The organism is Vibrio sp. R15-SG3-ISO1B (assembly GCF_059833835.1).
Window position 1 is genome coordinate 122,314 of record NZ_JCBDGG010000045.1, and the last position, 24,151, is coordinate 146,464.

Here is a 24,151-nt window from a genome sequence, read left to right on the forward strand (position 1 = left end):
ACGCCAAACCCACAAGGATCGATAGATGAGCCTGAATTTTTTAGAGTTTGAAAAACCAATCGCAGAGCTAGAAGCAAAAATCGAAGCGCTACGTGATGTGTCTCGTCATGGTGGTGATTCTGGCGTCGATCTCGCGAAAGAGATCGAACAGCTAGAGAAAAAGAGTTTAGAACTGAAAAAGAAGACCTTCAGTGATCTTGGTGCGTGGGAAACCGCTCAACTGGCCCGCCACCCACAACGTCCTTACACGCTGGACTATATCCAGCATATGTTTACCGAGTTTGAAGAGCTAGCCGGTGACCGAGCGTACGCGGATGACAAAGCGATTGTCGGTGGTATGGCACGCCTTGATGGTCGACCTGTGATGATCATTGGTCATCAAAAAGGACGTGAGACTCGTGACAAAGTGAAACGCAACTTCGGTATGCCTAAGCCAGAAGGTTACCGTAAGGCTAAGCGTCTGATGGAAATGGCTGAGCGTTTTCACATGCCGATCATTACCTTCATTGATACTGCTGGTGCCTACCCAGGTGTTGGCGCCGAAGAGCGCGGTCAGTCAGAAGCGATTGCGACCAACTTGAAAGTCATGTCGGGCTTGAAAGTGCCTGTGATTTGTAACGTCGTCGGTGAAGGCGGCTCTGGCGGTGCATTGGCGATCGGTGTTGGTGATTACGTCAACATGCTGCAATACTCGACCTACTCGGTGATTTCCCCTGAAGGCTGTGCGTCTATCTTATGGCGTGATTCAGACAAAGCGCCGCAAGCGGCAGAGGCGATGGGTCTTATTGCCCCTCGTCTTAAAGAGCTTGAGCTGATTGATGAAATCATTGAAGAGCCACTAGGCGGAGCACATCGTGACCATGTTCAGATGGCGCAAAATATGAAAGCGACGCTACTCAAGCAGCTTGATGACCTAGCCTCGCTCGACAACGATACGCTTCTTGAGCGTCGTTACCAGCGTTTGATGAGCTACGGTTACTGTTAATTGACCGTCTCTATCTTTCAAGGCCGAACTCTGTTTCGGCCTTTTTGCGTAGTGGCGCTCGCCTTTTGCGCTTGAGCATCATAGCTCCCTCCAAGTGGCAGTGATACACTTTGGCCAATGAGTCTAACCTTGATGCCTTATGACTGATCTCTATTCACACTTTAGCCAAGCCTTGTCGAGTTATCTCGACGCATCCAAACAGAGCCAGCCACGTGTGGTGTTGGCGCTCAGTGGTGGCGTTGATTCGCGTGTTTTGCTGCATCTACTTCATCAATATCGCGCCACGCAGCGCCCAGAACTCGATGTCTGCGCGGTTCACGTTCATCATGGCTTAAGTCCAAATGCGGACCATTGGGCTAAGCGGTGTGAGCAATGGACCGCGTCGGCGCAGATGGAGTGCCATGTTGAGCGAGTGAGGCTCGATTGCGGCAGTGAAAGCCTTGAAGCGAAGGCGCGCCAGGCGCGTTATCAAGCCCTCGAACACTATCTCAGCCAAGGCGATGTGCTGTTAACCGGGCATCATAGCGATGACCAAGTCGAGACGTTTCTACTCGCGTTAAAGCGCGGCAGCGGGCCGAAAGGGCTCTCTGCGATGGGTAAGCAAAAACCTTTGCGCGAAGGGACTTTGCTGCGCCCTTTACTCGATGTGAGCCGAGAAGCGATCGTCGCTTTTGCGCGAGAACATCAGCTCGATTGGATAGAGGATGAAAGCAACCAAGATGCCCGCTTTGATCGCAACTTTATTCGCCATCATGTCTCCCCCGTGCTGACCGAGCGCTGGCCCCACTTACCCACTGCGATTGCGCGCAGTGCGCAGCTGTGCGCCGAGCAAGAGTTACTACTTGATGAACTGCTTGAGGATAAGTTCGCCGCAGTTCTGCTTGCTGATGCGAGCTTATCGATTGAAGCCTTAAGCACGTGCAGTGAGGTGATGCGTGCAAGATTGATGCGTATGTGGTTTGCCGAGCACCAACTCGCCATGCCAAGCGTCAATCAACTCGCATTGATATGGCAACAAGTGGCACTGGCGCGCTGTGATGCGAACCCTAGGTTTGTTGTGGATGGTCAGCGAGAGGTTCGTCGTTATCAGCAGCGACTCTACTTGGTTGGCGATCACGCCAGTCTCGAACATTGGCAGCATGAGATTACTATCGGTCAGAGTATCGAACTTCCCGCCAACTTGGGGCACCTCGCGCTGCGCACTTCTTCTCAAGGGCATTTGTCTTTAGCAGCGCTTAGTGCACAGCCCCTGCGTATTACTTTTGACCCGCAAGGTTTTACCGCTCATCCTTCTGAACGAGGTCATCGCCGGTCGATGAAAAAACTGTTTCAGGAGTACGGCGTACCCAGCTGGTTGAGACGCCGAACGCCGATTTTAATGTGTGGTGACCAAGTTGCAGCAGTGGCGCATCTCTTTGTTGATAAAGCCTTTATTGGTCAAGATTGTGAACTTACCTGGAACAAGTAAACCAGAGTTGTGCCACAATCGTAAAAATAATACCCCTAGCCTTATTGGGGAGTGGCGATACCCATCGTCATCAAACAAAAAAGACAATGGATAAGGAAGAGCAATGAAGACAATCGCAATCACAGTGATGATGAGCCTAGGATTAGTGAGTGGACACGCATTAGCGGCGGGCGATGCGGCGGCAGGGCAAGCGAAGGCCGCCGTGTGCGCGGCGTGTCATGGCGCTGATGGTATTGCCGTGATCCCTGGCTATCCAAACTTAAAGGGCCAAAATGAGCAGTACTTGATCTCCTCTATCAAGGCGTACAAAAACAAAGAGCGCAATGGTGGCTTGGCAGCAGTAATGCAGGCGCAAGCGTCGATGCTCAGTGATGCGGATATCGAAAACTTAGCCGCGTATTACGCAAGCTTAAAATAATGCCATTCTTCACAGTCTCGTCATTGCTTTGCGACGGTGGGATTGGTTAAAGGACCCGAGTCATGACCTTGGTTGAGTGATAAACTTTTGGTGAGTGTTGGCTCGGGCTTTTTATTGCATGATGTTCGTGTGATAATCGGGAAAATATGTTGCGCAAGTTTAAGGGATGAACATGAAAAAAATCGAAGCCATCATCAAGCCATTTAAATTAGATGACGTACGTGAAGCGTTGGCAGAAGTCGGCATCACAGGTATGACGGTCTCTGAAGTGAAAGGCTTTGGTCGTCAGAAAGGTCACACAGAGCTCTACCGCGGCGCGGAGTACATGGTGGACTTTCTGCCAAAAGTGAAGCTTGAGATTGTGGTCAACGAAGAGGTGGCTGAGCAGTGTGTCGACACCATCATCGAAACCGCACAAACCGGTAAAATTGGCGACGGTAAAATCTTTATCACTGATGTGGAGCGCGTGGTACGCATCCGTACGGGTGAAGAAGACGAAGAAGCGATTTAACGCCGAATCCGAATGAGAACAAAAGAGCCTAATGGCTCTTTTGTTTTATCTAAGACCGCTTTCCTTACCACACGTTTTACTCTATGTTTTTTTCTAGCTATGCCTTTTCTCACTACCCGCTTTCCAACTCTCCCTTTTCCAAATAGGGTCGCGAAATGAAACAACGCCTTACCATAACGCTAGTCACCATAAGTGCGCTTACGCTAATGGGGCTCACGCTCTTTCATACCATTTTTATCTTGCCTGCCGACCGTCAGGTCTACTCGCTGTCCAATCAAGAGAGTCAGGTCTCCCTGCATTGCTACCAGAATCCACAGGCGCCTGCGCTGGATAAAGAGGGGCAACTGAATATATTGGTGTGGAATATCTACAAGCAAAATCGTCCCTCTTGGCAATCAGCGCTGCGCGAGCTCAGTGACAACAAGCAGTTGGTGCTGCTGCAAGAGGCGAGCATGGGGGAGGCGTTCAAGCAATACATTGAACAAGCGCGTTGGTTTGGCACCCAAGTGGATGCGTTTAAAGTGTTTGATACCAGTGCCGGAGTGCTCAATTTGACACTCGGTGCCCCGCGTCTGGCTTGCGCTTACACTGAATTGGAACCTTGGCTGCGTTTACCCAAATCGGCGCTCTATGCTCGTTATCCGTTGAGTGATGGCCGTGAGCTTGCCGTGGTCAACATTCATGCGGTTAATTTCACTTATGGCACCCAAGAGTACCTGCGCCAAATTGACACCTTGGTGACGGAGCTCAGAAAGCATCAGGGGCCAATGCTGGTGGCGGGGGATTTTAACAGTTGGAGTGAAGAGCGCATGACGGTGATGCGTCAAGCGTTGTCGGGCTTAGCGCTCAACGCGGTCACTTTTACGCCTGATAACCGCACTCAGTTTCTGACGGGCCTGCAGCTGGATCATATCTTCTATCGTGGATTGACGCTGAAGACAGCAGAGGCACCACACAGTGACGCCTCCGATCATAATCCAATGTTAGCCAGTTTTGAGCTTAAAAAATAACAATATAGAGAGCCCAAATCAGGTAGTAAGCGACCCAAGGGAGAGCGGCGATGGCTAACGCTTGGCCACGCTCAAACTCCGTCCAAGTGCCGACCGCTGCATATCCCAGTGCGATGTACCAAGGCAGCAGCAAAGGAAACGAGCTGGCAAATTGCGACCATGAGTGAGTCAGCGGCAATTTGAGTAAGCCATTCAAACTATTGAGATCGGCAGCGTAGACCATCACTTGACCGTGTTTTAACAGCACACTGATGTAGCTCGCCAAATCGCCAATGATCGCTGGGAAGGTGATCACCGCGCTCGCCGCAAACCAACGCCAAAAACCATGTTGATGCTGACTCGGCTTAGTGGCCAAATTAAACCAAAACGCCAACATCACAATCGTCAGTGTGCGTCCGGCGACATCACTGATGATCTCACTGGCCATTAAGGTATTAGCATCCAGTAGAGCGAGCTGCTCAGGATTGGTGATAGCCAATTGCGCTTCCAGTGTCTCTTGTAGCCAGGCGACATTGACCATGTCAAAGTAGGCGCCCCAGAACAAAAATGGCGACAGAATTAGAAACAAGTAGGGTTGCCATCCCCACATGCCGCGCTGGTACAAGGCGAGAAAGCAAGCGCTGGGCGAACGGAAAATATCCACCAGCATGATCAAAGGGTTACTTGACGGGTTCATACGCTCACCTTAGTGACATCGACATACAACTTGAGTTTTTGACCGGGCTTGAGGTATTTCTGATTGCTCAGGTCATTCCATTTGACGATGTCGCGGCTTTTCACTTTGAACTTGCTCGCGATACCACTGAGGGTATCTCCGGAGCGGACATCATAAAAGACAGTGCGAATGATCGCGCCTTCTTTGTTCTCTTTCCAAATCACCAGTGATTGGCCAACGCGCAACGTGTCTCTTGGGCTCATGCCATTCCACTTTGCCAAGGATTGGTGCGATACGTTGTTGGTAGAGGCAATGCTCCAGAGGCTCTCCCCTGACTTCACAGTATGCGTCAGTTTATAGGTGCCACGCGCTTGAGACTGGGTTTGTGCCAATCGGTTGGATGCGCTCAAGGTGTACGCTTTGTCGTCACGGGTCGAGGTCGGAATCATCAGGTACTGACCCGCGCGAATCGTGTTGCCTTTGAGGTTATTGGCGGTGCGAATCACCTTAGTGGTTGTGTTGTGTTTGTTGGCAATCACACTCAGGCTATCGCCCGATTTCACCTTGTAACGCACCACTTTTAGGCCTTGACCACGGTTGGCTTCAACGGCTTGGCGAAACGGTGCGACCGAATTGACGGGCAGCAATAACTGATGGGGGCCATCGGGCGCGGTTGCCCACTGATTGTAAGCTGGGTTTAAGCTTTGCAGCTCTTTTACCGTTAGACCGGCGTAGTTGGCTGCAATCGCCAGATCTAACTGCTCTTTAGGATCAACCAGCTCAACCACAGGTTGGTTGGCGATGGCAGGAATATCGATACCGTATTTTTCTTGGTTGGCCACCACATCCGCTAGGGCGAGCAGTTTTGGAACATAACCACTGGTCTCTTTAGGGAGGTCAAGCGAGAAAAAATCGGTCGGTTTACCCAGTTTTTTGTTTTTACGAATTGCACTAGAGACACGACCGCCACCGCTATTGTAGGCTGCGATGGCATGTTGCCAATCGCCATCGAAGCGGCGGTTTAACTGAGTGAGGTAGTCAAGCGCGGCATCGGTCGCGGCATCGACATCTCGACGTCCGTCATACCAGTAGTTCTGTTTCAAGCCAAATGATTTACCGGTCGCAGGTACAAACTGCCACAAGCCAGCGGCGCTACCGTGCGAGTAGGCAAAGGCATCAAATGAGCTCTCTACGACAGGAAGCAGGGCCAATTCTAGCGGAAGGCCACGCTGCTCGATTTTCTCCGTAATTAGGTAGAGAAATGGCTGCGCGCGCTCGGAGACGGTTTTGAGATGGTTAGGGTGTTTGAGATACCAAGTGCGGTAGTAATCCACGCTTTTGTCCTCCGGGATTGGCATCTCGAGTTGCATCGCAATTCGCTGCCACACATCTTCTTGAGACTCTGGGGTCACAACGGGCGCGGGTTTAGTGGCTTTTGTCTTGGTCGCGGGCTTCGCAGCTACTGATGTGTGCTGCAAAGCCGTGTTAGGAGTATTGGTGTCAGGGCTTTCGCCTTCACCGGTATGGTCAGACTGAGTCAGTTGACACCCTGTCAGCAGGAGAGCCAAAGCCCAGCTATGTTTCAATCGCATTATCCAGCCCTTTTAATCTTTGGCTGCTGATAATACTTTCGTCACTTAGGCAGTGACAAGCACCAAAGTGCTAAAATTCGTTCTTCCACTCACGTAATGCGCTAAATATCGCGAGTGCGTCTGTCTCTTGGGTCCGATTGGCGACCGAGCGCATGACACTGGGTTCGCCGGTACGCAAGAAAGGGTTGATGCGTTTTTCTCTCCCAAGCGTGGTAGGGAGGGTGGGCTGATTTTGCGCACGCAGCCGATTGACTTCATCACGATATTGCTGAAGTTGGACGTTATCTGGCTCGACCGCCAATGCAAACGCGACATTGCTCGCGGTATATTCATGAGCGCAATAGACCTCGGTCTCATCAGGTAGAGCCGCCAGTTTGCACAATGAGGTATGCATCTGTTCCATTGTGCCTTCAAACACACGCCCACAGCCGGCAGAAAACAGTACATCGCCGCAGAACAGTTTGCCATCACCGACGTAGCCGATATGACCTAATGTATGTCCTTCAAGTCCGACGACACGGAACACTTCACCAAACAGCTCGATTTGATCGCCAGTAGAGACAGAGTGGGACAAGGTTGGAATCGGCTCGCTCGCTGGCCCCACCACATTGATGGTCGGGAATTGGCGCACTAGCTCGGCGACGCCGCCAATGTGATCGTTGTGATGGTGGGTAATTAAAATCGCTTCCAAACTCAATTCGTGCTGTTTGAGATACGCCAGGACTGGAGCCGCATCACCGGGGTCGACAACCGCACAACGCTTATCTCGATTTTCGATAAGCCAGATGTAATTGTCGTTAAATGCAGGTATGCTTTTGATCTCTAACATGGAAGTCTCTCCAGTGACACTGTCGTCATCGACTCTTGAGTGAAGCAGGTTAAGTATGAAGCCAGCCCGCAGTAAGAAGAAGCTAGAACAACCCCATTCGTGGACGCAATTAAAAAACGGCCAGTGGGTGAGTGAGTCTATCCAAACTCGCGTCGATGAATGGTGTCCGAAGCTGTTTGGTTATCACCTGCTCAAGCTAGGTGGCTTGAGTTGTGAGTTAACCAGTTTTAGTTGCAACATTCAACATCAAGTCCAGCTCGACATAAAAAATCCCTTGCATAACGTCATCGCTGACGGTTATCAACTGCCGTTTCTAGAAAAGAGCTTTGATGCCATCGTTATGGCGCACCAACTCGATTATTGTAACGATCCCCACCGCTTATTACGTGAGGTTGACCGAGTGATGATGGATGATGGCTATCTGATTTTGACCGGTTTTAACCCACTGAGTTTGACCGGCTTGGCAAGCCTGATGCCGTGGCGCAAACACAACTTGCCTTGGAGTGGCCGGATGTTTACCCCCAATCGCATTAAAGATTGGCTGGGCGTACTCAATTATGAAGTGATGGAGTGCGATCGCTACGCTCTGTTTCCGATGCAAAGCTATCGAACGTTTTGGACTTGGATGGAAAATAGCCTGGGGGAGTGGGCGCGGCCGATGGGCAGCCTCTATTTTATCGTAGCAAGAAAGCGGACTTACCCGCTCAAGCCGATCAAACCTCACTGGAAGCTTAAACGAAAATTGACGCCACTGGGCGTCAATTACAAAATTTCCCTCAACCCTAAGCAATAGCTGCGGTATTGAAGAACAAAGAACCGTTAGCTCGGCTGATAGCCTGTATCTTCTTCGGTTGGGTTTTCTGCGGCGGCTCTGGCTAGCTCATCGCACATCTCGTTTTCTCTGTGCCCGGCATGGCCTTTCACCCAGTGCCACTCGACGTTGTGACGTGCGGTTTCGGCATCTAACGCTTGCCATAAATCGGCATTTTTTACCGGTTTTTTGTCGGCGGTTTTCCAGCCACGCTTCTTCCAGTTGTGAATCCATTGCGTGATGCCTTGGCGAACGTACTGGCTATCGGTGGTGAGGATGACATGACAAGGCTCTTTGAGCGCCTTGAGAGCGACGATGGTAGCCATCATTTCCATGCGATTATTGGTGGTGAGGGTATAGCCTTTGGCTAAGGTTTTTTCCGTCTGTTTGTAACGCAGGACAACGCCATAACCACCGGGTCCAGGGTTGCCAAGGCAAGAACCGTCTGTGAAAATTTCCACCTGTTTCGTCATGTTTTGGTACTATTGGTTTAATCACTTAGAGACATAGTCTGACATAGATATTGTTATGAATACCAGCAGCAATTCGCAATACGGCCGCATCGTTGTACTCGATACCGAAACCACAGGTATGAACCGAGAAGGCGGCGCGCCGCATATTGGTCACCGCATTATTGAAATCGGTGCCGTTGAGATCATTAATCGTAAGCTGACCGGGCGACACTTTCATGTCTACATTAAGCCCGATCGCGAGATTCAACCAGACGCGATAGAAGTACACGGTATTACAGATGAGTTTTTGGTTGATAAGCCCGAGTATCACGCTATCCACCAAGAGTTTCTTGAGTTCATCAAAGGGGCCGAATTGGTGGCGCACAACGCGCCCTTCGATACCGGCTTTATGGACAATGAGTTTGCCTTATTAGACCCAAGTATTGGTAAAACAGAAGACTACTGCAAAGTCACCGATACGCTGGCGATGGCGAAGAAAATCTTCCCTGGTAAGCGCAACAACTTGGACATCTTGTGTGAGCGATACGGCATAGATAATTCACACCGTACCTTGCACGGCGCTTTGCTCGATGCGGAGATTCTCGCCGACGTTTACCTGTTGATGACCGGTGGGCAGACCTCTTTGCAATTTAATCCCGGCAGCGCCAGTGACGGCGATGTGGGAGGTGAGTCAATAAAACGCGTCGCCAGTGGTCGAAAAGCGCTAAAGGTAATTAAAGCAACGGCCGATGAACTAGAAGCACACAATAAAAGATTAGATATCGTCGAGAAGAGCGCAAGCAGCCTCTGGCGTCAGTAGGAGAAGGGATGTTGAGGAGTTGGATTGCCCTAGTGGGCATGGTATTTAGTTGTCTAGGATTTGCAGCGCAAGAGTCCTCAATGTCTCTGCTCGATAACCGTTTTCGAGTCGACCCCACCATCAAGCAAATCACCTTTGTTATCTATCGCGCGCAAAACTCCCAACCTGTGGTGTTAGTGCGCCCTGATGGTAAGAAATATTACGCCTGGCGCAGCCCAGACAATGTGCGTTGGTATCAAGAATCGGCGATGGACATCATCTCGATTGATAACCCAATGCCCGGTCCTTGGCAGGCGATCGGTAAAGTCACGCCTAAGAACAAAATTACTCTGATTTCTCATCTTGAACTGGCTACTGACGTACTGCCCAACCGCCTCTATCAAGGGGAAGAGCTGAAGTTCACTGCTCGCTTAACGGCGGATAAAAAACCATTAGTTTTGCGTGATTTTTTGGACCGTGTCCAACTGAAAGTGACCTTCACCAAGTATGTTGAGAATGAAGATCAGTTAGTCAAAGAAGCGCGTCCGGTGCCAGAAGAGATCGGTGTGTTTGCTGATGATGGTCAAGGGCTCGACGAAGTGGCGGGCGATGGCGTGTTTACGGTGTCGCTACCTATTACCAGCGCGCCGGGTAAGTATCGCGTGCGCATTACCTCCGGCAATGGTGTGTTCCTGCGTGCTCAAGAGCAAGAGGTATTGGTTTATCCCACCCCATTGGAAACGACCTTCATTCAATCACGAGCCGCTGGTGAGCCTCATCGCGTGGTGTTCTCCGGTGAGATGGGGATGATCATGCCAGGCAGTCTTGCTGGGTTTGTCGACCATACTGATCCGAAGGGCAATGTGGTTAGCGTGCAAGGGGCTTCGGAGCCAGAAAGCAGCACCTTTGAGCTTGAAGTGCCGTATGACGGTACGCTGGGCAATTACCAATGGTCCTCAAAGACCTTCGCCACCGAGTTGGGCTCGCAACGTCCTCTGATCTTTGCCAAGAATCAACACACCTACAGTGTGGTCGAAGACATCGATATTGCTGAGACCCGTCGTCTGCAAGAAGAGGAACGCCTCAAGCAACAGAAAATCATGGAAGAGATGCAGTTGGCTGAGTTTAGAAAAGCTCAGCGAACCAAGAGTATGATCATCATCGGTGTCGGCAACCTAATTGCGATTTTGTTGGGGCTAGTGGTCTGGTTTGTGATGCGTAAGCTCAAAGCCAAGAAAGAAGCGATGCCGGAAATGCAACTTGAGATGCCGAAGAAGTAATCCGTAAGAGCTGTTGCGGCAGCGCTATGCAGGCAAGCATCGATGGAGAGTGTTTAAGAGTGATGCTCTCTATCAATCTAACATCAACCTTAGTGACGATAACTCGTCGGCTTAGCGAAGGTTTCTATTTACCAGTAAGCATAGTTACCAGTAAGGATAGCGAGATAAAGCAAAGGGCAGCGAGGCTGCCCTTTGTCGTTTTTATACGCTTAGTATGCGCGCATTAGGCGACTTCGACGATTTTGGGCTTACTCTTTCGAACTGGTTTGGTCGCCAGTTCTTTGGGCTCGAAATCATCGACGTTGATTACATAGAGGCGGTGCTCTTCGGCACTGCGTAGCAGTTCAGCCTCTTTTGTGTCGATGATGCCTTTCTCTAGGCCAATATCGGCGATGAGATCGAGGCGCAAGAAAGGCTTACGCTCATTGAGCGCTTTACATACTTTCTTAAACACCGGCTCTGCCTCTAAAATTACCGTCAAGGCTTGCTCAATTTTACCCGCAGGATTGAACTCACTCGCTTCGAAGTATTGATGACGACCTAAGCGAGCACGAGTGGCGCTTGGCGTTTGCAGAATTTGCGCGACTTTGCTGTCGAGTTTGTCATTCGGCGCTCGGCGAACGCGGCCAAAAGGCAGGATCAGAGCGCGCAGGATTTTACCCAACCAAGGATTTGGGAAGTTGGCGAGAAACTCATCAATCGCTAGCTCAGTTTGCTTCAAACTGTCTTGCAATCCCCAGTGAACCAATGGCAAGTCATCACTAATGCGGCCATCGTTGTCAAAGCGTTTCAGCGTGGCTGAACTTAAGTACAATTGACTCAAAATGTCGCCCAAGCGAGCCGACAAGCGCTCTTTACGCTTCAACGAACCACCAAGTACCGCCATCGAAATATCGGCCAAGAAGGCAATGTTAGCACTGTAGCGGTTAAGCTGCTGGTAGTAACGTTTCGTGCTGTCTTGAACCGGTGCACTGGAGAAACGGCCATCGGTAACACCCAGCCAGACACTGCGCACAAGGTTGCTCAGGGTAAAGCTGACGTGACCGGCGAGCGCGCTATCAAACTTATCAAGCGCATCGGAGGCGTCAGAGTAAGCCGCATTCATCTCTTCCAGCACAAACGGATGGCAACGAATCGCCCCTTGGCCAAAGATGATCATGGAGCGGGTGAGGATGTTGGCCCCTTCTACCGTGATGGCAATCGGGGAGCCTTGGTAGCCGCGCGCGAGGAAGTTCTTCGGTCCAAGACAAATGCCCTTACCACCGACAATGTCCATCGCATCGATGATGCTTTGCTGACCGCGGTGGGTGCAGTGATACTTCACGATCGCTGAGATGACCGAGGGCTTTTCACCCAAATCAATCCCCGCGACAGTCAGGTTGCTCGCCGCGTCCATCACATACGCGTTACCACCTAGACGTGCTAATGGCTCTTCGACGCCTTCCATCTGGCCAATCGGTTGTTTAAATTGACGGCGAATACGCGCGTACGCACCAGTTGCCAAAGCCGCCGTCTTAATGCCACCGGTTGAGTTCGACGGTAAGGTGATCCCGCGACCCACAGACAAACATTCGACCAGCATGCGCCAACCTTGACCGGCCATTGATGGGCCACCAATGATGAAATCTAAAGGTACAAACAGATCATTGGCTCGTGTCGGGCCGTTTTGGAAAGGCACGTTGAGCGGGAAGTGGCGATTGCCTATTTCCACCCCTTTTAGGTGTGTGGGAATCAGCGCACAGGTAATGCCGAGTTCTTCCGTCTCGCCGAGTAAGCCGTCTGGATCGCGCAATTTAAAGGCGAGGCCGAGAACGGTGGCGACTGGGGCGAGCGTGATGTAGCGCTTGTTCCAAGTTAGGCGCATGCCGAGGACTTCTTTGCCCTCCCATTCGCCTTTACAGACAATACCGAAGTCTGGAATGGATCCCGCGTCTGAGCCTGCTTCTGGGCTGGTCAGTGCAAAACAAGGGATCTCTTTACCTTCGGCTAAGCGTGGCAAATAGTAGTTTTTCTGTTCGTCGGTGCCGTAGTGTTGCAGCAGTTCGCCCGGGCCCAATGAGTTAGGCACGCCAACGGTAGAAGAGAGCACGCCAGAGACGCCAGTGAGCTTTTGCAATACCAGCGACTGAGCGTAGGCAGAGAACTCAAGCCCACCGTACTGCTTCTTGATGATCATTGCGAAGAACTTGTTGTCTTTTAGGTACTGCCAAACTTGCGGTGGTAGATCGGCCAACTCGTGGGTGACCTGATAGTCGTTCACCATCGCACACACTTCATTGACGGGGCCATCGAGGAAAGCTTGCTCCTCGGCACTTAACGTCGGCGCTTTAATGTCGTGCAGCTTGTTCCAGTCTGGTTTGCCTTTAAAAAGCTCTGCTTCCCACCAAACCGTACCGGCATCCAACGCCTCTTTTTCGGTTTGAGACATGGCGGGCAGCACTTTCTTAAAGAGAGAAAGGGCTTTTTTACTGATCAGAGACTGACGAATCGATGGAACGGCCAAAACCGCAGTGGCGGCGATGTACAGTATCCAACTCAACGATCCTGCGCTGCCCCAGATGGAGAGCACGACCATCGTCAGTGTTAACGCAAACAGTGAAAGGATTAAGGAGCTGCGGTGGTATAAGCAGGTCGCCAGTACCACCGTAAAGCCTAATATTGAGAGCAAGATGTCCATGTGTATTTCCTTCTTCGACGCCCCAAAATGTAGGGTTAAGGGTTATACGTCGTTTATCTTATAAGAGGTCTAACCAGTTAGAGTGTAAACAACTCATTAATGAAATGTAAAACCCAATCGTGCTTAAAAAGTGATCTAAGTAGAGTGAAAATTCTAAAATTGTCGGTCCGTGCTGAATTTGTGGGCGAAGTAGGGGGAGGAATTGGCATTAGTTGACGCGCAGCTATCGACACTCTGGATGGTTCGAGTAAACTCGTAAACAATGGTATTTAGCTTTGTGGCTAAATCACCCCATCGAAGATAACAATTAGAGAATTCCCTATGTACCACGATCTGATCAAAAGTGAATTAACTGAAGCGGCGAACGTCTTGAATGCCTTTTTAAGTGATGAGCACAACATTGCTCAAATTGAAGCCGCAGCGAAACTCATTGCCGATTCATTCAAGCAAGGGGGCAAAGTGCTCTCGTGCGGTAACGGCGGCTCACACTGCGATGCGATGCATTTCGCCGAAGAGCTCACTGGACGCTATCGTGAAAATCGTCCGGGTTACCCTGGGATTGCCATTTCAGATCCAAGCCACCTCTCTTGTGTTAGCAACGATTTTGGTTATGACTTTGTTTTCTCTCGTTATGTTGAAGCGGTCGGTTCGGCTGGGGATGTTCTGTTTGGCCTCTCTACCTCGGGCAACTCAGGGAACATTCTTAAGGCGATAGAAGCGGCAAAAGCGAAAGGCATGAAAACCATCGCTCTGACGGGTAAAGACGGCGGCAAAATGGCGGGGGTAGCGGATATCGAGATTCGTGTTCCTCATTTCGGCTACGCGGATCGCATTCAAGAGATCCACATCAAAATCATCCACATTGTGATCCAATTGATTGAAAAGGAGATGGCGTAATTACGCCATCACGTTGACAGGGAGTGGTTTGAAGCATGTGTGAATTGCTCGGTATGAGTGCCAACGTTCCGACCGATATTTGTTTCAGTTTCACTGGCTTAATGCAGCGTGGGGGCAAAACTGGCCCGCACAGTGATGGCTGGGGGATCACCTTCTATGAGGGGAAAGGTTTTCGTAATTTCAAAGACCCTAACCCTAGCTGTCAGTCGAAAATTGCCGAGTTAGTGCAAAACTATCCGATTAAGAGCCGTGCGGTCATCAGCCATATTCGCCAAGCCAACCGTGGTGGTGTGAATCTGGAAAATACCCATCCGTTTACCCGCGAGCTCTGGGGGCGTTACTGGACTTTTGCCCACAATGGCCAGTTGACGGACTACCAACAGATGGACACAGGTCGGCATCGGCCAGTGGGGCAAACCGACAGTGAGATGGCGTTTTGTTGGCTGCTCAAGCAGATGGAAGATCGTTACCCACAACCACCGCACGACATGGTGGGGGTATTTCGCTTTGTGGCCATGTGTTGTGACATGCTCAAAGAGAAAGGGGTCTTCAATATGTTGCTCTCTGACGGAGAGTATGTGATGACGTATTGCACCAATCATCTGTATTGGATCACGCGCCGCGCGCCTTTTGGGCAAGCGACATTGATTGATGAAGATGTGACCATCAACTTTCAAGAAGAGACGACGCCCAACGATATTGTCTCAGTGATTGCTACTCAACCGCTGACGGACAATGAAACCTGGCATCGGATGAAGCCGGGTGAGTTTGGTATTTTTCACTTTGGAGAGCTGATTGATGGCAATGCGGATGCGCTGGTAGATGTGGCTTATGCCGAGAAGAAGGTCGCCAGTCAAGCGCCGACAGAGCCTTTGGAGTAGCGTCGCCATTGAGCAAACATCCAAAATAGAAAAGGTTGACGCTTTCACGTCAACCTTTTTTGTTTGTATCGCTTAAGCGGTATTAGCTAAGTTGTGCCTTGAGGTGCTCAATCACGTCAGCGATAGCGACTGGCGTCTTCTCTCCCGAGCGGCGGTTCTTGTACTCGAAGTTGCCTTCTTTCATTGAACGGTCACCAATCACGATAGTGTGAGGAATACCGATCAGTTCCATATCAGAGAACATAACGCCTGGGCGCTCTTTACGGTCATCGAATAGGACTTCGATACCCATAGCCGTCAGTTCAGCGTACAGCTTCTCAGCTGCTTCTTTCACTTCTTCAGACTTGTGCATGTTCATTGGTACGATCGCTACTTGGAAAGGCGCTAGAGCGTCTGGCCAGATGATGCCGTATTTGTCGTGGTTTTGTTCAATCGCTGAAGCCACAACGCGTGACACACCGATACCGTAACAACCCATCTCCAGGATGACGTTCTTACCGTCAGGGCCCAGCACGCCACAGTTCATCGCTTGTGAGTAAACATTGCCAAGCTGGAAGATGTGACCCACTTCGATACCACGCTTAAGCATTAGGGTACCTTTTCCACATGGGCTTGGATCGCCTTCGACAACATTACGCAGATCTTCAACTTGGCCAAGCTCAACGTCACGACCCCAGTTGATACCGAAGTAGTGCTTGCCATCAACGTTCGCACCCGCACCGAAGTCGCTCATTACAGCAACAGTGCGGTCAACGATGAATGGCAACTCAAGACCCACAGGGCCGAGTGAGCCAGGACCTGCGCCGATCAGGGCGCGAATCTCTTCTTCGCTTGCCATCTCTAGAGGAGCTGCAACTTGAGGAAGGTTTTCTGCTTTCACTTCGTTTAGTTCGTGGTCGCCACGGATGATTAGCGCGATGATGTCTGCGTCTACTTCATCAGAGGCTTTTACGAAAAGCGTTTTCACTGTCTTCTCGATAGGTAGACCGTGTTGCTCTACAAGCTCTGCGATGGTTTTCGCGTTTGGCGTATCCACCAGCGTCATCTCTTGAGTTGGCTCAGCGCGCTCACCAGCAGGTGCGGCCGCTTCGGCTTTTTCGATGTTCGCTGCGTAATCAGACTCAGTCGAGAAGGCGATGAGGTCTTCACCACTTTCCGCAAGTACGTGGAACTCTTGAGAACCACTACCACCAATAGCGCCAGAGTCAGCCAGTACTGGGCGGTACTCAAGACCCATGCGATCGAAGGCTTTACAGTACGCATCGTGCATTGCTTGGTAAGATTTCTCTAGACCTTCTTTGTCGATGTCAAAGCTGTATGCGTCCATCATGCAGAATTCTCGTGCACGCATTACGCCAAAACGTGGGCGACGCTCATCGCGGAATTTGGTTTGGATTTGGTACAGGTTGAGCGGTAGTTGTTTGTAAGAGCTCACTTCGTTGCGCACTAGGCTAGTGATCACTTCTTCCGCGGTTGGGCTTAGAACAAACGGACGCGTATGGCGGTCAGTAAAGCGAAGGAGTTCAGGACCCATCTTCTCGCTGCGGCCTGTCTCTTCCCATAGTTCAAACGGCTGAACAACGGGCATCAAGGTTTCGACGGCGCCTGCATTGTCGATTTCTTGACGAACGATGTTTTCGACTTTACGCAGCACACGCAGACCAGTAGGCAGCCAGGTGTATAGACCTGAAGCCAGCTTACGGATCATACCTGCGCGGAGCATGAGCTGGTGGCTCACGACCTCTGCGTCGTTTGGAGTCTCCTTAAGAGTAGAAAGAAGATAGTTACTGGTACGCATTCAATTTATCCGTTTAGTAAAGTTAGATACTCAAGCCAACGGGCTGAAGTATGAAGATCCCACAAAGGGAAAATGGTTAGCCGCTTATAATATCAGCCAAAGAGTGTTGTCAAAAGCTTTCAATCGCAGTAACTGTTATTAAGTTATCGTGAACGGTGAACTTGACGTTCAGATCGAACAAATTTACCGCATATTCCTTGTCGTCGGGCTTATTCTTTTTGTAGGCCGGACGAGGGTCTTGCGCCAGTACTTGTTCGATAACGGTTTTGACATACTCCGCATCGTGGTGCTTGTTGAGCGAGGCTAGCGCAGTCGAGGAGAAGTGGACTTGAGAGGTTTCAGGCTCTGCTTCCGCGTAGCCTCCTTTGGCCTCAGCCACTGAATCTGAGTAGGGGATATAGGGCTTGATGTCGATAATCGGGGTGCCGTCGACCAAGTCAACGTTGCCCAGATCCAGATAGATCTGATCGCCTTGCCTGCTCACCCCTTTGACTTCGACCGCCGACATGCCGATACCGTTAGGTCTGAATGTCGAGCGCGAGGCAAACACACCAATGCGCTCATTGCCGCCCAAGCGAGGCGGACGCACAGTGGGCTTCCATCCCGCTTGCAGATTCTGATCAAACAAAAACAGCAACCACACGTGAGAAAACTGCTCTAATCCACGCACGGCTTCAGGGCTATTGGCCGCCCCTTGCAGTTTGACGCGTGATCGCGCAGCAGGGACCAAGCGAGGTTGACGAGGAACGGCGAATTTCTCTTTGTAAGGGCTTTCGATAATGCCAATCGGTTCTATGGAATACATGGCTAAGGTCTTCAGTACGGATTGATACGGCAAAGTATCACAAATTTTGCTTGCTTTTCTTATTGATAATGATTATTAATTGACATGTTATAACATAACAATTAATGGAGAATTAAGAGATGAAAGTCGTGAAATCATTAAAGAGTGCAAAAAGCCGTCATCCTGATTGCCAAATCGTTAAGCGAAGAGGGCGCTTATACGTGATCTGCAAAACCAATCCTCGCTTTAAGGCGGTGCAAAAGTAACAAATGATTGATGGTGTTTATTTTATTTGTGGTTTTTTATGTTGTTATTTATCGTTTAATTAGTGATATTTTTCATTGTAAGCTAATTTTTTTGGTTGATTGTTCTACTGTTTGATACGTTTTGTAACATTTAGGATTTCTAATTGACCTTCTTGTCGAGTACTCTGCCCAAGCTTTTGTGACAGCCCTGTCACAAAAGCGTAGGAAAAACGACAAGGAGGGAACAGATGAGTTCATCTGCTTCAATGAAACAAAGCTCGCCGAAAAAGCCTATTTTTACCCGCTTTCTTGACTCGGTAGAGTATTTGGGGAACCTATTACCCCACCCAATCACACTATTTGCTATTTTCTGTCTCGCGATTCTCGTGCTATCTGGCGTTGCCGGGTACTTCGAAGTGTCAGTCATCGATCCTCGTCCTGAAGGGGCAAGCGGTCGTGCCGCAGATGGAATGATTCATGTGGTCAGCTTACTGAACGCTGAAGGCCTTCAACTGATCGTGACCAACCTGGTGAAGAACTTCGTTGGCTTTGCGCCGCTCGGGACGGTATTGGTCGCCATGTTAGGTGTTGCGATCGCTGAACACTCGGGTCTACTTTCTGCCGCGATGCGCGGTATGGTGATGGGCGCGTCTAAGCGCATGGTTACTGTGACCGTGGTTTTTGCTGGTATCATTTCTAACACCGCATCTGAGCTAGGCTATGTGGTTCTGATCCCACTGGCAGCGATGCTATTCCACTCTTTGGGTCGTCATCCCTTGGCGGGCTTGGCGGCGGCGTTTGCCGGTGTATCCGGTGGCTACTCGGCGAACTTGCTTATTGGTACGGTGGATCCACTGCTGTCTGGTATTACCGAGACCGCCGCTCAGATGATCGACCCAACTTACACCGTCGGTCCTGAGGTGAACTGGTACTTTATGTTCGTCTCCACCTTCTTTATCGCTATTACCGGTGCCTTCGTGACTGAGAAAATCGTTGAGCCAAAACTGGGTAAATACAATGACGAAGAAGCGGCGGAAGATCTGTCTCAAGACAAAATGGGTAGCCTGACGGCTATCGAAAAGAAAGGCTTGAAGTTGGCAGGTATTGCGATCCTAGTGGTATCGGCGCTGCTGGCTTGGACTATCGTTCCAGAAGATGGCGTATTGCGCTCAAGTACAGGTACTGTCGCGGGTTCTCCGTTCCTTAAGAGCATCGTGGCGTTTATCTTTGTCTTCTTCGCGATTCCTGGCTTTGTTTACGGCCGCGTAGTGGGCACGATGAACAATGACCGTGACGTGATTGATGCGATGTCTAAATCCATGTCTTCAATGGGCATGTACATTGTCTTAGTCTTCTTTGCTGCGCAGTTTGTTGCATTTTTCAAATGGACGAACTTTGGTCAAGTGTTTGCCGTAGCCGGTGCCGGTTTCTTGCAAAATATTGGTCTTACTGGCCCAATGCTGTTCTTCGCCTTTATCTTGATGTGCGGCTTCATCAACTTGATGATCGGTTCAGCGTCAGCGCAGTGGGCGGTCACCGCACCGATTTTCGTGCCTATGTTGATGCTGGTTGGCTACGCTCCAGAAACGATTCAAGCGGCTTACCGTATTGGTGACTCAACGACCAACATCATCACACCTATGATGAGTTACTTTGGTCTGATCCTCGCTGTGGCAACTCGCTACATGAAGAATCTCGGTATCGGTACTCTCATCGCGACGATGCTGCCGTACTCAATCTGCTTTATCGTTGGTTGGAGTATACTCTTCTACGTATGGGTGTTCATCCTTGGTCTACCTGTTGGTCCAGGCGCGGCGACCTACTACACGCCGTAGTCGATAGATTCACACTTTCCCTTAGCCGAAGCGTTTGCTTCGGCTTTTTTTTGCCTGCTCTTTACGTTTTTTGCTCTTTACGTTTTTTTACTTAGAAGTCTCTGGATTGATGGCTAGGGTGACCAGATAATAGACAGCATACTTTTAATAAGAGACCGTCATTATGAGCAATCCACATTCTAAACCCACCCTCTTTTTTCACTGGTTAACGGGCCTTGGTTTTATTGGCGTGTTAGGCCTTGGCTTGTATCTTGAGCAAATGGAGCGAAGCCCAGCCAAAGGCGAGTTAATGGGGATTCACAAATCCCTTGGCGTGATTATTTTGCTGATCGCTGTGTTGCGCGTGGCGTGGCGACTCAAAGAAGGGCCGATTGAAAGCTCGGCGGTGTTGACCCGAGTTCAAGAGATTCTAGCCAAGTCGATTCATGGCATTTTGATGCTGGCGACACTACTGATGCCTATCTCAGGCATCGCCATGAGCGTCGGCGGCGGGCGAGCACTGGAGGTGTTTGGCGTCGAGATCCTTGCTGCAGGGGAAAAAATAGAGTGGCTGCAATCGCTCGGGGGGGGCGTACATGGGTTTGCCCCTAAGATCATTATTGCGGCCTTGGTGCTCCACATTGCCGCGGCGCTTAAGCATCAATGGGTCGATAAGGATGGTACTTTGAGTCGTATGTTGGGGCGTAAATAATCCACAATGACAGGCTGATGGGAATGCATTTCGATCAGAGAATACCAAGATAGAAGAAGGGTCGACATGAACGTCGACCCTTTTTGGTATTTACTGTGTTATTGAGCGTTTAGGTCAGATTACCAACCTTTAACGACACCACCTTGGAAGATGTCTGAGGCAGCGTTGTACACTTCGTCAGTTTGGTAAGCTTTTACGAAGTTTTGTACATTCTCTGCTGAGACGTTGTTTTCACGCGCAACGATAAGGTTCACGTATGGTGACTCTTTATCTTCAACAAACACACCGTCTTTCTCTGGCGTCAGGTTGATAGAGCTTGCGTAAGTGGTGTTGATGACAGACAGCGCAACATCATCAAGAGAGCGTGGCAGCTGGGCAGCGTCTAGCTCAAGAATTGAGATGTTTTTTGGATTTTCAACGATGTCGCGTACCGTTGCCAGTAGACCAACGCCTTCACGCAGTGTGATCAGACCTTGCTGCTCTAGTAGAATCAATGAGCGACCTAGGTTAGTTGGATCGTTAGGAACGGCGATACGTGCACCCTCTTCGATCTCTTCCACAGAGGTCACTTGCTTAGAGTAACCCGCGATTGGGTAAACGAAAGTGTTACCTGCGATAGCCAGCTTGTAACTACGGTCAGCAATTTGCTGATCTAGGTATGGTTTGTGCTGGAACGCGTTGATGTCGATTGAACCGTCATCCAAGGCTGCATTAGGAGTAACGTAATCCGTGAATGTCACCAACTCTACATCCAGACCGAACTGCTCTTTCGCCACTTTTGCTGCTACTTCAGCAACTTGTGCTTCTGCACCCGCCATCACGCCGACTTTGATTTTGCTGTTGTCCGCTTCTTTTTCGCCACAACCAGACAGAACCAATGCAGATGCCGCAGCGGCAATCGCCAAAAGACCTTTAAGATTAAATTTCATGACCTTCTCCTTGTGAAATTCTTAATGTTTATCTGTGATCCACTCGGCGTACAATCGCATCGCCGATAGATTGAATAATTTGAACCAGTACGATGAGCATCACCACTGTCACAGCCATGATGACTACATCGTAGCGGTGGAATCCGTAACGTATCGCGACATCACCTAGACCGCCGCCGCCCACTGTACCCGCCATTGCTGAGTAGCTCACCAATGTCACCAAAGTGATGGTGACGGAGTTGACGATGGTCGGCATCGCTTCAGGAAGCAATACTTTACTGATGATTTGCATTGGCGTCGCACCCATAGATTGCGCAGCCTCGACCAAACCGCTTGGTACTTCCAGTAGTGCGCCTTCAATCAGGCGAGCGACGAATGGAATCGCACCAATCGTGAGCGGCACGATGGCGGCGGTGGTACCGATAAAAGTGCCCACCAACAGTTTCGTCACAGGGATGATGGCAACCATCAACACCAAAAACGGCACGGAGCGACCAATATTGACGATTGCGCCCAACACACCATTGAGTTTGGTGTTTTCTAGTAGGCCACCTTTTTTGGTCGTGTGTAAGATAACGCCGAGAGGGATACCGACAGCAAAGCCCACGATACCCGCGACGGCGACCATGTAGAGGGTTTCCCACGTCGCGCCAATCAATAGCTTACTGTTAAGCTCGAGCCACTGTGAAATCGTGTTAAAGGACATAGCCAAGCACCTCTACCTTTACATTGTGTTCACGCAGAAATTCGATTGCTGCGTTGTCGTCTTGCTCATTACCAAATAGCTCGGCGACCATCATGCCGAATTTTACGCCACCGGCGTAATCTAAGTCTGAACTCAGAATGCTGACATCGATATTGAATTTACGCGCAATTTGGCTCATCAGCGGTGCATCGACGGTTGCGCCAGTGAATTCAAGGCGTACCAGAGGGTAGCTGCCTTCAACGCGGCTGCTTTGCAAGCGAGCCTCGTAATCTTCTGGGATCGACAAGTCGAGCGTAGAGCGGATAAATTGGTGCGCCAGCTCGGTTTTCGGGTGAGCAAAAATATCACCAACCGTGCCTTTCTCCACCAATTCACCACCACCGATGATCGCCACTTGGTGACAAATGCTTTTGACCACGTCCATCTCGTGAGTGATCAAAAGCATAGTAATGTTCAGCTTGCGGTTGATCTCTTTTAACAGCTCAAGAATCGATTGAGTTGTCGCGGGATCGAGCGCGCTGGTCGCTTCATCACACAGCAGCACTTTAGGATCTGATGCGAGCGCACGAGCGATCGCAACACGTTGTTTCTGACCACCACTGAGGTTTGACGGGTAGCTTTCATGCTTATCAGCAAGGCCGACCAGTTTGAGCAGTTCGGTTACCTTAGTGGTGATGGCGTTTTTGTCTTTGCCCGCCAGTTCAAGTGGCAGTGCGACATTATCAAACACAGTGCGGGATGAAAGCAGATTAAAGTGCTGGAAAATCATACCGATATTGCGGCGTGCTTGGCTCAGCTGTGATTTAGACAGTGTCGTCAAATCAACACCATCAACCTTGATTGAACCTGAGGTGGGCGCTTCCAACATGTTCACGCAGCGAATCAGTGTACTTTTCCCTGCTCCAGAAGAGCCAATAACACCGAAAATCGTTCCTTGAGGAACCGTAAGGTTAATGTCTTTCAGCGCATGGATTTCCTTGCTGCCCTGATAAAACACCTTGTTGACTTGATTAATTTCAATCATCAGTTAACCCGCTTGCAAATAACTTGGTGAGAAGTCGATTATTTTGAACTACCTCTCATTTGGTAGACGATGCTATGGGTTTGCAGGTTTAGTGTCAATAGATATTTTTACGGCTAGACGTCCAAACGCCTTTTTTCACTCTCTTGCGCGGAGATTGTTTCGTCATGAGATAGATGAGAAAGAAATAACGCGGGCAAATGGCCTTATTCACCGGCGCTAAAGCGATAGCGCTCGCCTTGCTGCAATTCGCTCGTTTTAAGGTATAATTCGAGCCAAACACAGCAGACAGAGACACATATTTTGGCAAAACCAGCAGTCTTTCTAGATAGAGATGGCGTCATCAACGTTGACCACGGTTACGTGCATGATGAGCATGATTTCGAGTTTATCGATGGCGTATTTGAGGCGACGAAGCAACTCAAGCAGATGGGCTACCTATTGGTGCTGGTGACCAATCAGTCGGGTATAGCTCGTGGCAAGTTTAGCGAAGATCGCTTCTTGTCGCTGACGCAATGGATGGATTGGAACTTTGTCGATCACGGTGTCGAGTTTGATGGCTTCTATTACTGTCCGCATCACCCTGATTATGGCGACGATCGAGATTGCGAATGTCGTAAGCCAAAGCCGGGGATGTTCCAGTCAGCGCAGCGCTTTCTCGATATCGATATGGCCAAATCGGTCATGGTCGGTGATAAGGCGCAAGATTTGATGGCGGCAGAGGCCGCGGGGGTAGGGCAGAAGATTTTGGTCCGCTCAGGCAAACCGGTGACCGAACAAGGTGAAGCGCTAGCAAGCGTGGTGCTTGATAGTCTTGCCGATGTGCCGCACTATCTAACAAATACCGTTAACTAACAAATACCGTTAACCAATAAAA

24 protein-coding genes are annotated in these 24,151 nt (G+C 50.1%); 14 read left to right on the forward strand and 10 right to left on the reverse strand.

The annotated features are described in order from the left end of the window. The first annotated feature begins 25 nt into the window (after positions 1 to 25). The 5 genes from accA to AC6R0S_RS13765 all read left to right on the forward strand — a co-directional run bounded on the left by accA (position 26) and on the right by AC6R0S_RS13765 (position 4,392). Positions 26 to 985, forward strand: a complete 960-nt coding sequence (accA, locus tag AC6R0S_RS13745) for an acetyl-CoA carboxylase carboxyl transferase subunit alpha (protein WP_500638146.1) — start codon at positions 26 to 28, stop codon at positions 983 to 985. Between the two features lie 139 nt (positions 986 to 1,124). Then, entirely contained in the window at positions 1,125 to 2,453 is a 1,329-nt protein-coding gene (gene tilS / locus AC6R0S_RS13750) for a tRNA lysidine(34) synthetase TilS (RefSeq protein WP_500638147.1), read from the forward strand. 103 nt (positions 2,454 to 2,556) lie between these two features. Further along, on the forward strand, positions 2,557 to 2,871 hold the full coding sequence (locus tag AC6R0S_RS13755) for a c-type cytochrome (RefSeq protein ID WP_334554484.1): 315 nt from the start codon (positions 2,557 to 2,559) through the stop codon (positions 2,869 to 2,871). A gap of 172 nt (positions 2,872 to 3,043) precedes the next feature. Continuing rightward, the gene (gene glnB / locus AC6R0S_RS13760; protein ID WP_334554486.1) at positions 3,044 to 3,382 is read left to right on the forward strand and encodes a nitrogen regulatory protein P-II; all 339 of its coding nucleotides are present in this window, start codon (positions 3,044 to 3,046) and stop codon (positions 3,380 to 3,382) included. Between the two features lie 155 nt (positions 3,383 to 3,537). Next, positions 3,538 to 4,392, forward strand: a complete 855-nt coding sequence (locus tag AC6R0S_RS13765) for an endonuclease/exonuclease/phosphatase family protein (RefSeq protein ID WP_500631723.1) — start codon at positions 3,538 to 3,540, stop codon at positions 4,390 to 4,392. Here the strand turns inward: AC6R0S_RS13765 and AC6R0S_RS13770 are convergent. The 3 genes from AC6R0S_RS13770 to gloB form a co-directional block, all read right to left on the reverse strand. Further along, positions 4,382 to 5,068: a YIP1 family protein gene (locus AC6R0S_RS13770; protein WP_487901269.1), complete on the reverse strand. Its 687-nt coding sequence runs from the start codon at positions 5,066 to 5,068 to the stop codon at positions 4,382 to 4,384. The genes AC6R0S_RS13765 and AC6R0S_RS13770 overlap by 11 nt on opposite strands. Then, on the reverse strand, positions 5,065 to 6,639 hold the full coding sequence (locus AC6R0S_RS13775; RefSeq protein ID WP_500633912.1) for a LysM peptidoglycan-binding domain-containing protein: 1,575 nt from the start codon (positions 6,637 to 6,639) through the stop codon (positions 5,065 to 5,067). The genes AC6R0S_RS13770 and AC6R0S_RS13775 overlap by 4 nt, the downstream gene beginning before the upstream one ends. 70 nt (positions 6,640 to 6,709) lie before the next feature. Further along, positions 6,710 to 7,468 (reverse strand): hydroxyacylglutathione hydrolase, encoded by a 759-nt coding sequence (gene gloB, locus AC6R0S_RS13780; RefSeq protein ID WP_334554494.1) that lies wholly within the window; start codon positions 7,466 to 7,468, stop codon positions 6,710 to 6,712. Positions 7,469 to 7,523: 55 nt separating this feature from the next. Between gloB and AC6R0S_RS13785 the strand changes: the two genes are divergently transcribed. After that, on the forward strand, positions 7,524 to 8,261 hold the full coding sequence (locus AC6R0S_RS13785) for a class I SAM-dependent methyltransferase (RefSeq protein WP_500638148.1): 738 nt from the start codon (positions 7,524 to 7,526) through the stop codon (positions 8,259 to 8,261). A 26-nt stretch (positions 8,262 to 8,287) separates the two neighbouring features. On the opposite strand, the gene rnhA is transcribed toward AC6R0S_RS13785, so the two are convergent. Then, positions 8,288 to 8,752, reverse strand: a complete 465-nt coding sequence (gene rnhA, locus AC6R0S_RS13790) for a ribonuclease HI (RefSeq protein WP_487901265.1) — start codon at positions 8,750 to 8,752, stop codon at positions 8,288 to 8,290. A 55-nt stretch (positions 8,753 to 8,807) separates the two neighbouring features. On the opposite strand from rnhA, the gene dnaQ reads away from it, so the two are divergent. Both dnaQ and AC6R0S_RS13800 read left to right on the forward strand, forming a co-directional pair. Next, a complete protein-coding gene (gene dnaQ / locus AC6R0S_RS13795; RefSeq protein WP_487901264.1) occupies positions 8,808 to 9,551 on the forward strand; it encodes a DNA polymerase III subunit epsilon in 744 nt (247 codons plus the stop codon). Between the two features lie 8 nt (positions 9,552 to 9,559). After that, positions 9,560 to 10,810, forward strand: a complete 1,251-nt coding sequence (locus AC6R0S_RS13800; RefSeq protein WP_500631719.1) for a TIGR03503 family protein — start codon at positions 9,560 to 9,562, stop codon at positions 10,808 to 10,810. A gap of 223 nt (positions 10,811 to 11,033) precedes the next feature. Here AC6R0S_RS13800 and fadE read toward each other — a convergent pair whose 3' ends face one another. After that, the gene (fadE, locus tag AC6R0S_RS13805) at positions 11,034 to 13,487 is read right to left on the reverse strand and encodes an acyl-CoA dehydrogenase FadE (RefSeq protein WP_500638149.1); all 2,454 of its coding nucleotides are present in this window, start codon (positions 13,485 to 13,487) and stop codon (positions 11,034 to 11,036) included. A gap of 321 nt (positions 13,488 to 13,808) precedes the next feature. Between fadE and lpcA the strand changes: the two genes are divergently transcribed. After that, on the forward strand, positions 13,809 to 14,384 hold the full coding sequence (gene lpcA / locus AC6R0S_RS13810) for a D-sedoheptulose 7-phosphate isomerase (protein ID WP_334554503.1): 576 nt from the start codon (positions 13,809 to 13,811) through the stop codon (positions 14,382 to 14,384). Positions 14,385 to 14,419: 35 nt separating this feature from the next. Further along, positions 14,420 to 15,265, forward strand: a complete 846-nt coding sequence (locus AC6R0S_RS13815) for a class II glutamine amidotransferase (RefSeq protein ID WP_500626565.1) — start codon at positions 14,420 to 14,422, stop codon at positions 15,263 to 15,265. 82 nt (positions 15,266 to 15,347) lie between these two features. Here AC6R0S_RS13815 and AC6R0S_RS13820 read toward each other — a convergent pair whose 3' ends face one another. Both AC6R0S_RS13820 and tsaA read right to left on the reverse strand, forming a co-directional pair. Next, a complete protein-coding gene (locus AC6R0S_RS13820) occupies positions 15,348 to 17,063 on the reverse strand; it encodes a proline--tRNA ligase (protein ID WP_500631717.1) in 1,716 nt (571 codons plus the stop codon). Between the two features lie 109 nt (positions 17,064 to 17,172). Next, the gene (gene tsaA, locus AC6R0S_RS13825) at positions 17,173 to 17,868 is read right to left on the reverse strand and encodes a tRNA (N6-threonylcarbamoyladenosine(37)-N6)-methyltransferase TrmO (RefSeq protein ID WP_500631716.1); all 696 of its coding nucleotides are present in this window, start codon (positions 17,866 to 17,868) and stop codon (positions 17,173 to 17,175) included. A gap of 119 nt (positions 17,869 to 17,987) precedes the next feature. Here tsaA and ykgO point away from each other — a divergent pair, with 119 nt between their 5' ends. The 3 genes from ykgO to AC6R0S_RS13840 all read left to right on the forward strand — a co-directional run bounded on the left by ykgO (position 17,988) and on the right by AC6R0S_RS13840 (position 20,618). After that, a complete protein-coding gene (gene ykgO, locus AC6R0S_RS13830) occupies positions 17,988 to 18,113 on the forward strand; it encodes a type B 50S ribosomal protein L36 (RefSeq protein WP_005380299.1) in 126 nt (41 codons plus the stop codon). Positions 18,114 to 18,340: 227 nt separating this feature from the next. After that, the gene (locus AC6R0S_RS13835; protein WP_500631715.1) at positions 18,341 to 19,927 is read left to right on the forward strand and encodes an AbgT family transporter; all 1,587 of its coding nucleotides are present in this window, start codon (positions 18,341 to 18,343) and stop codon (positions 19,925 to 19,927) included. A gap of 163 nt (positions 19,928 to 20,090) precedes the next feature. Continuing rightward, positions 20,091 to 20,618 (forward strand): cytochrome b, encoded by a 528-nt coding sequence (locus AC6R0S_RS13840; protein WP_500631714.1) that lies wholly within the window; start codon positions 20,091 to 20,093, stop codon positions 20,616 to 20,618. 119 nt (positions 20,619 to 20,737) lie between these two features. Here the strand turns inward: AC6R0S_RS13840 and AC6R0S_RS13845 are convergent, their stop codons facing one another. Genes AC6R0S_RS13845 through metN form a run of 3 tightly spaced genes read right to left on the reverse strand, consistent with a single transcriptional unit; the run spans position 20,738 to position 23,277 of the window. Beyond that, positions 20,738 to 21,547: a MetQ/NlpA family lipoprotein gene (locus AC6R0S_RS13845; RefSeq protein ID WP_487901256.1), complete on the reverse strand. Its 810-nt coding sequence runs from the start codon at positions 21,545 to 21,547 to the stop codon at positions 20,738 to 20,740. 28 nt (positions 21,548 to 21,575) lie between these two features. Next, a complete protein-coding gene (locus tag AC6R0S_RS13850) occupies positions 21,576 to 22,253 on the reverse strand; it encodes a methionine ABC transporter permease (RefSeq protein WP_334554517.1) in 678 nt (225 codons plus the stop codon). Beyond that, positions 22,243 to 23,277 carry a methionine ABC transporter ATP-binding protein MetN gene (gene metN, locus AC6R0S_RS13855; RefSeq protein WP_334554519.1) on the reverse strand — a complete coding sequence of 345 codons (1,035 nt, stop codon included), beginning with the start codon at positions 23,275 to 23,277 and terminating at the stop codon, positions 22,243 to 22,245. The genes AC6R0S_RS13850 and metN overlap by 11 nt, the downstream gene beginning before the upstream one ends. Positions 23,278 to 23,577: 300 nt before the next feature. Here metN and gmhB point away from each other — a divergent pair, with 300 nt between their 5' ends. After that, positions 23,578 to 24,129, forward strand: a complete 552-nt coding sequence (gmhB, locus tag AC6R0S_RS13860; protein WP_500626569.1) for a D-glycero-beta-D-manno-heptose 1,7-bisphosphate 7-phosphatase — start codon at positions 23,578 to 23,580, stop codon at positions 24,127 to 24,129. Positions 24,130 to 24,151 lie beyond the last annotated feature (22 nt).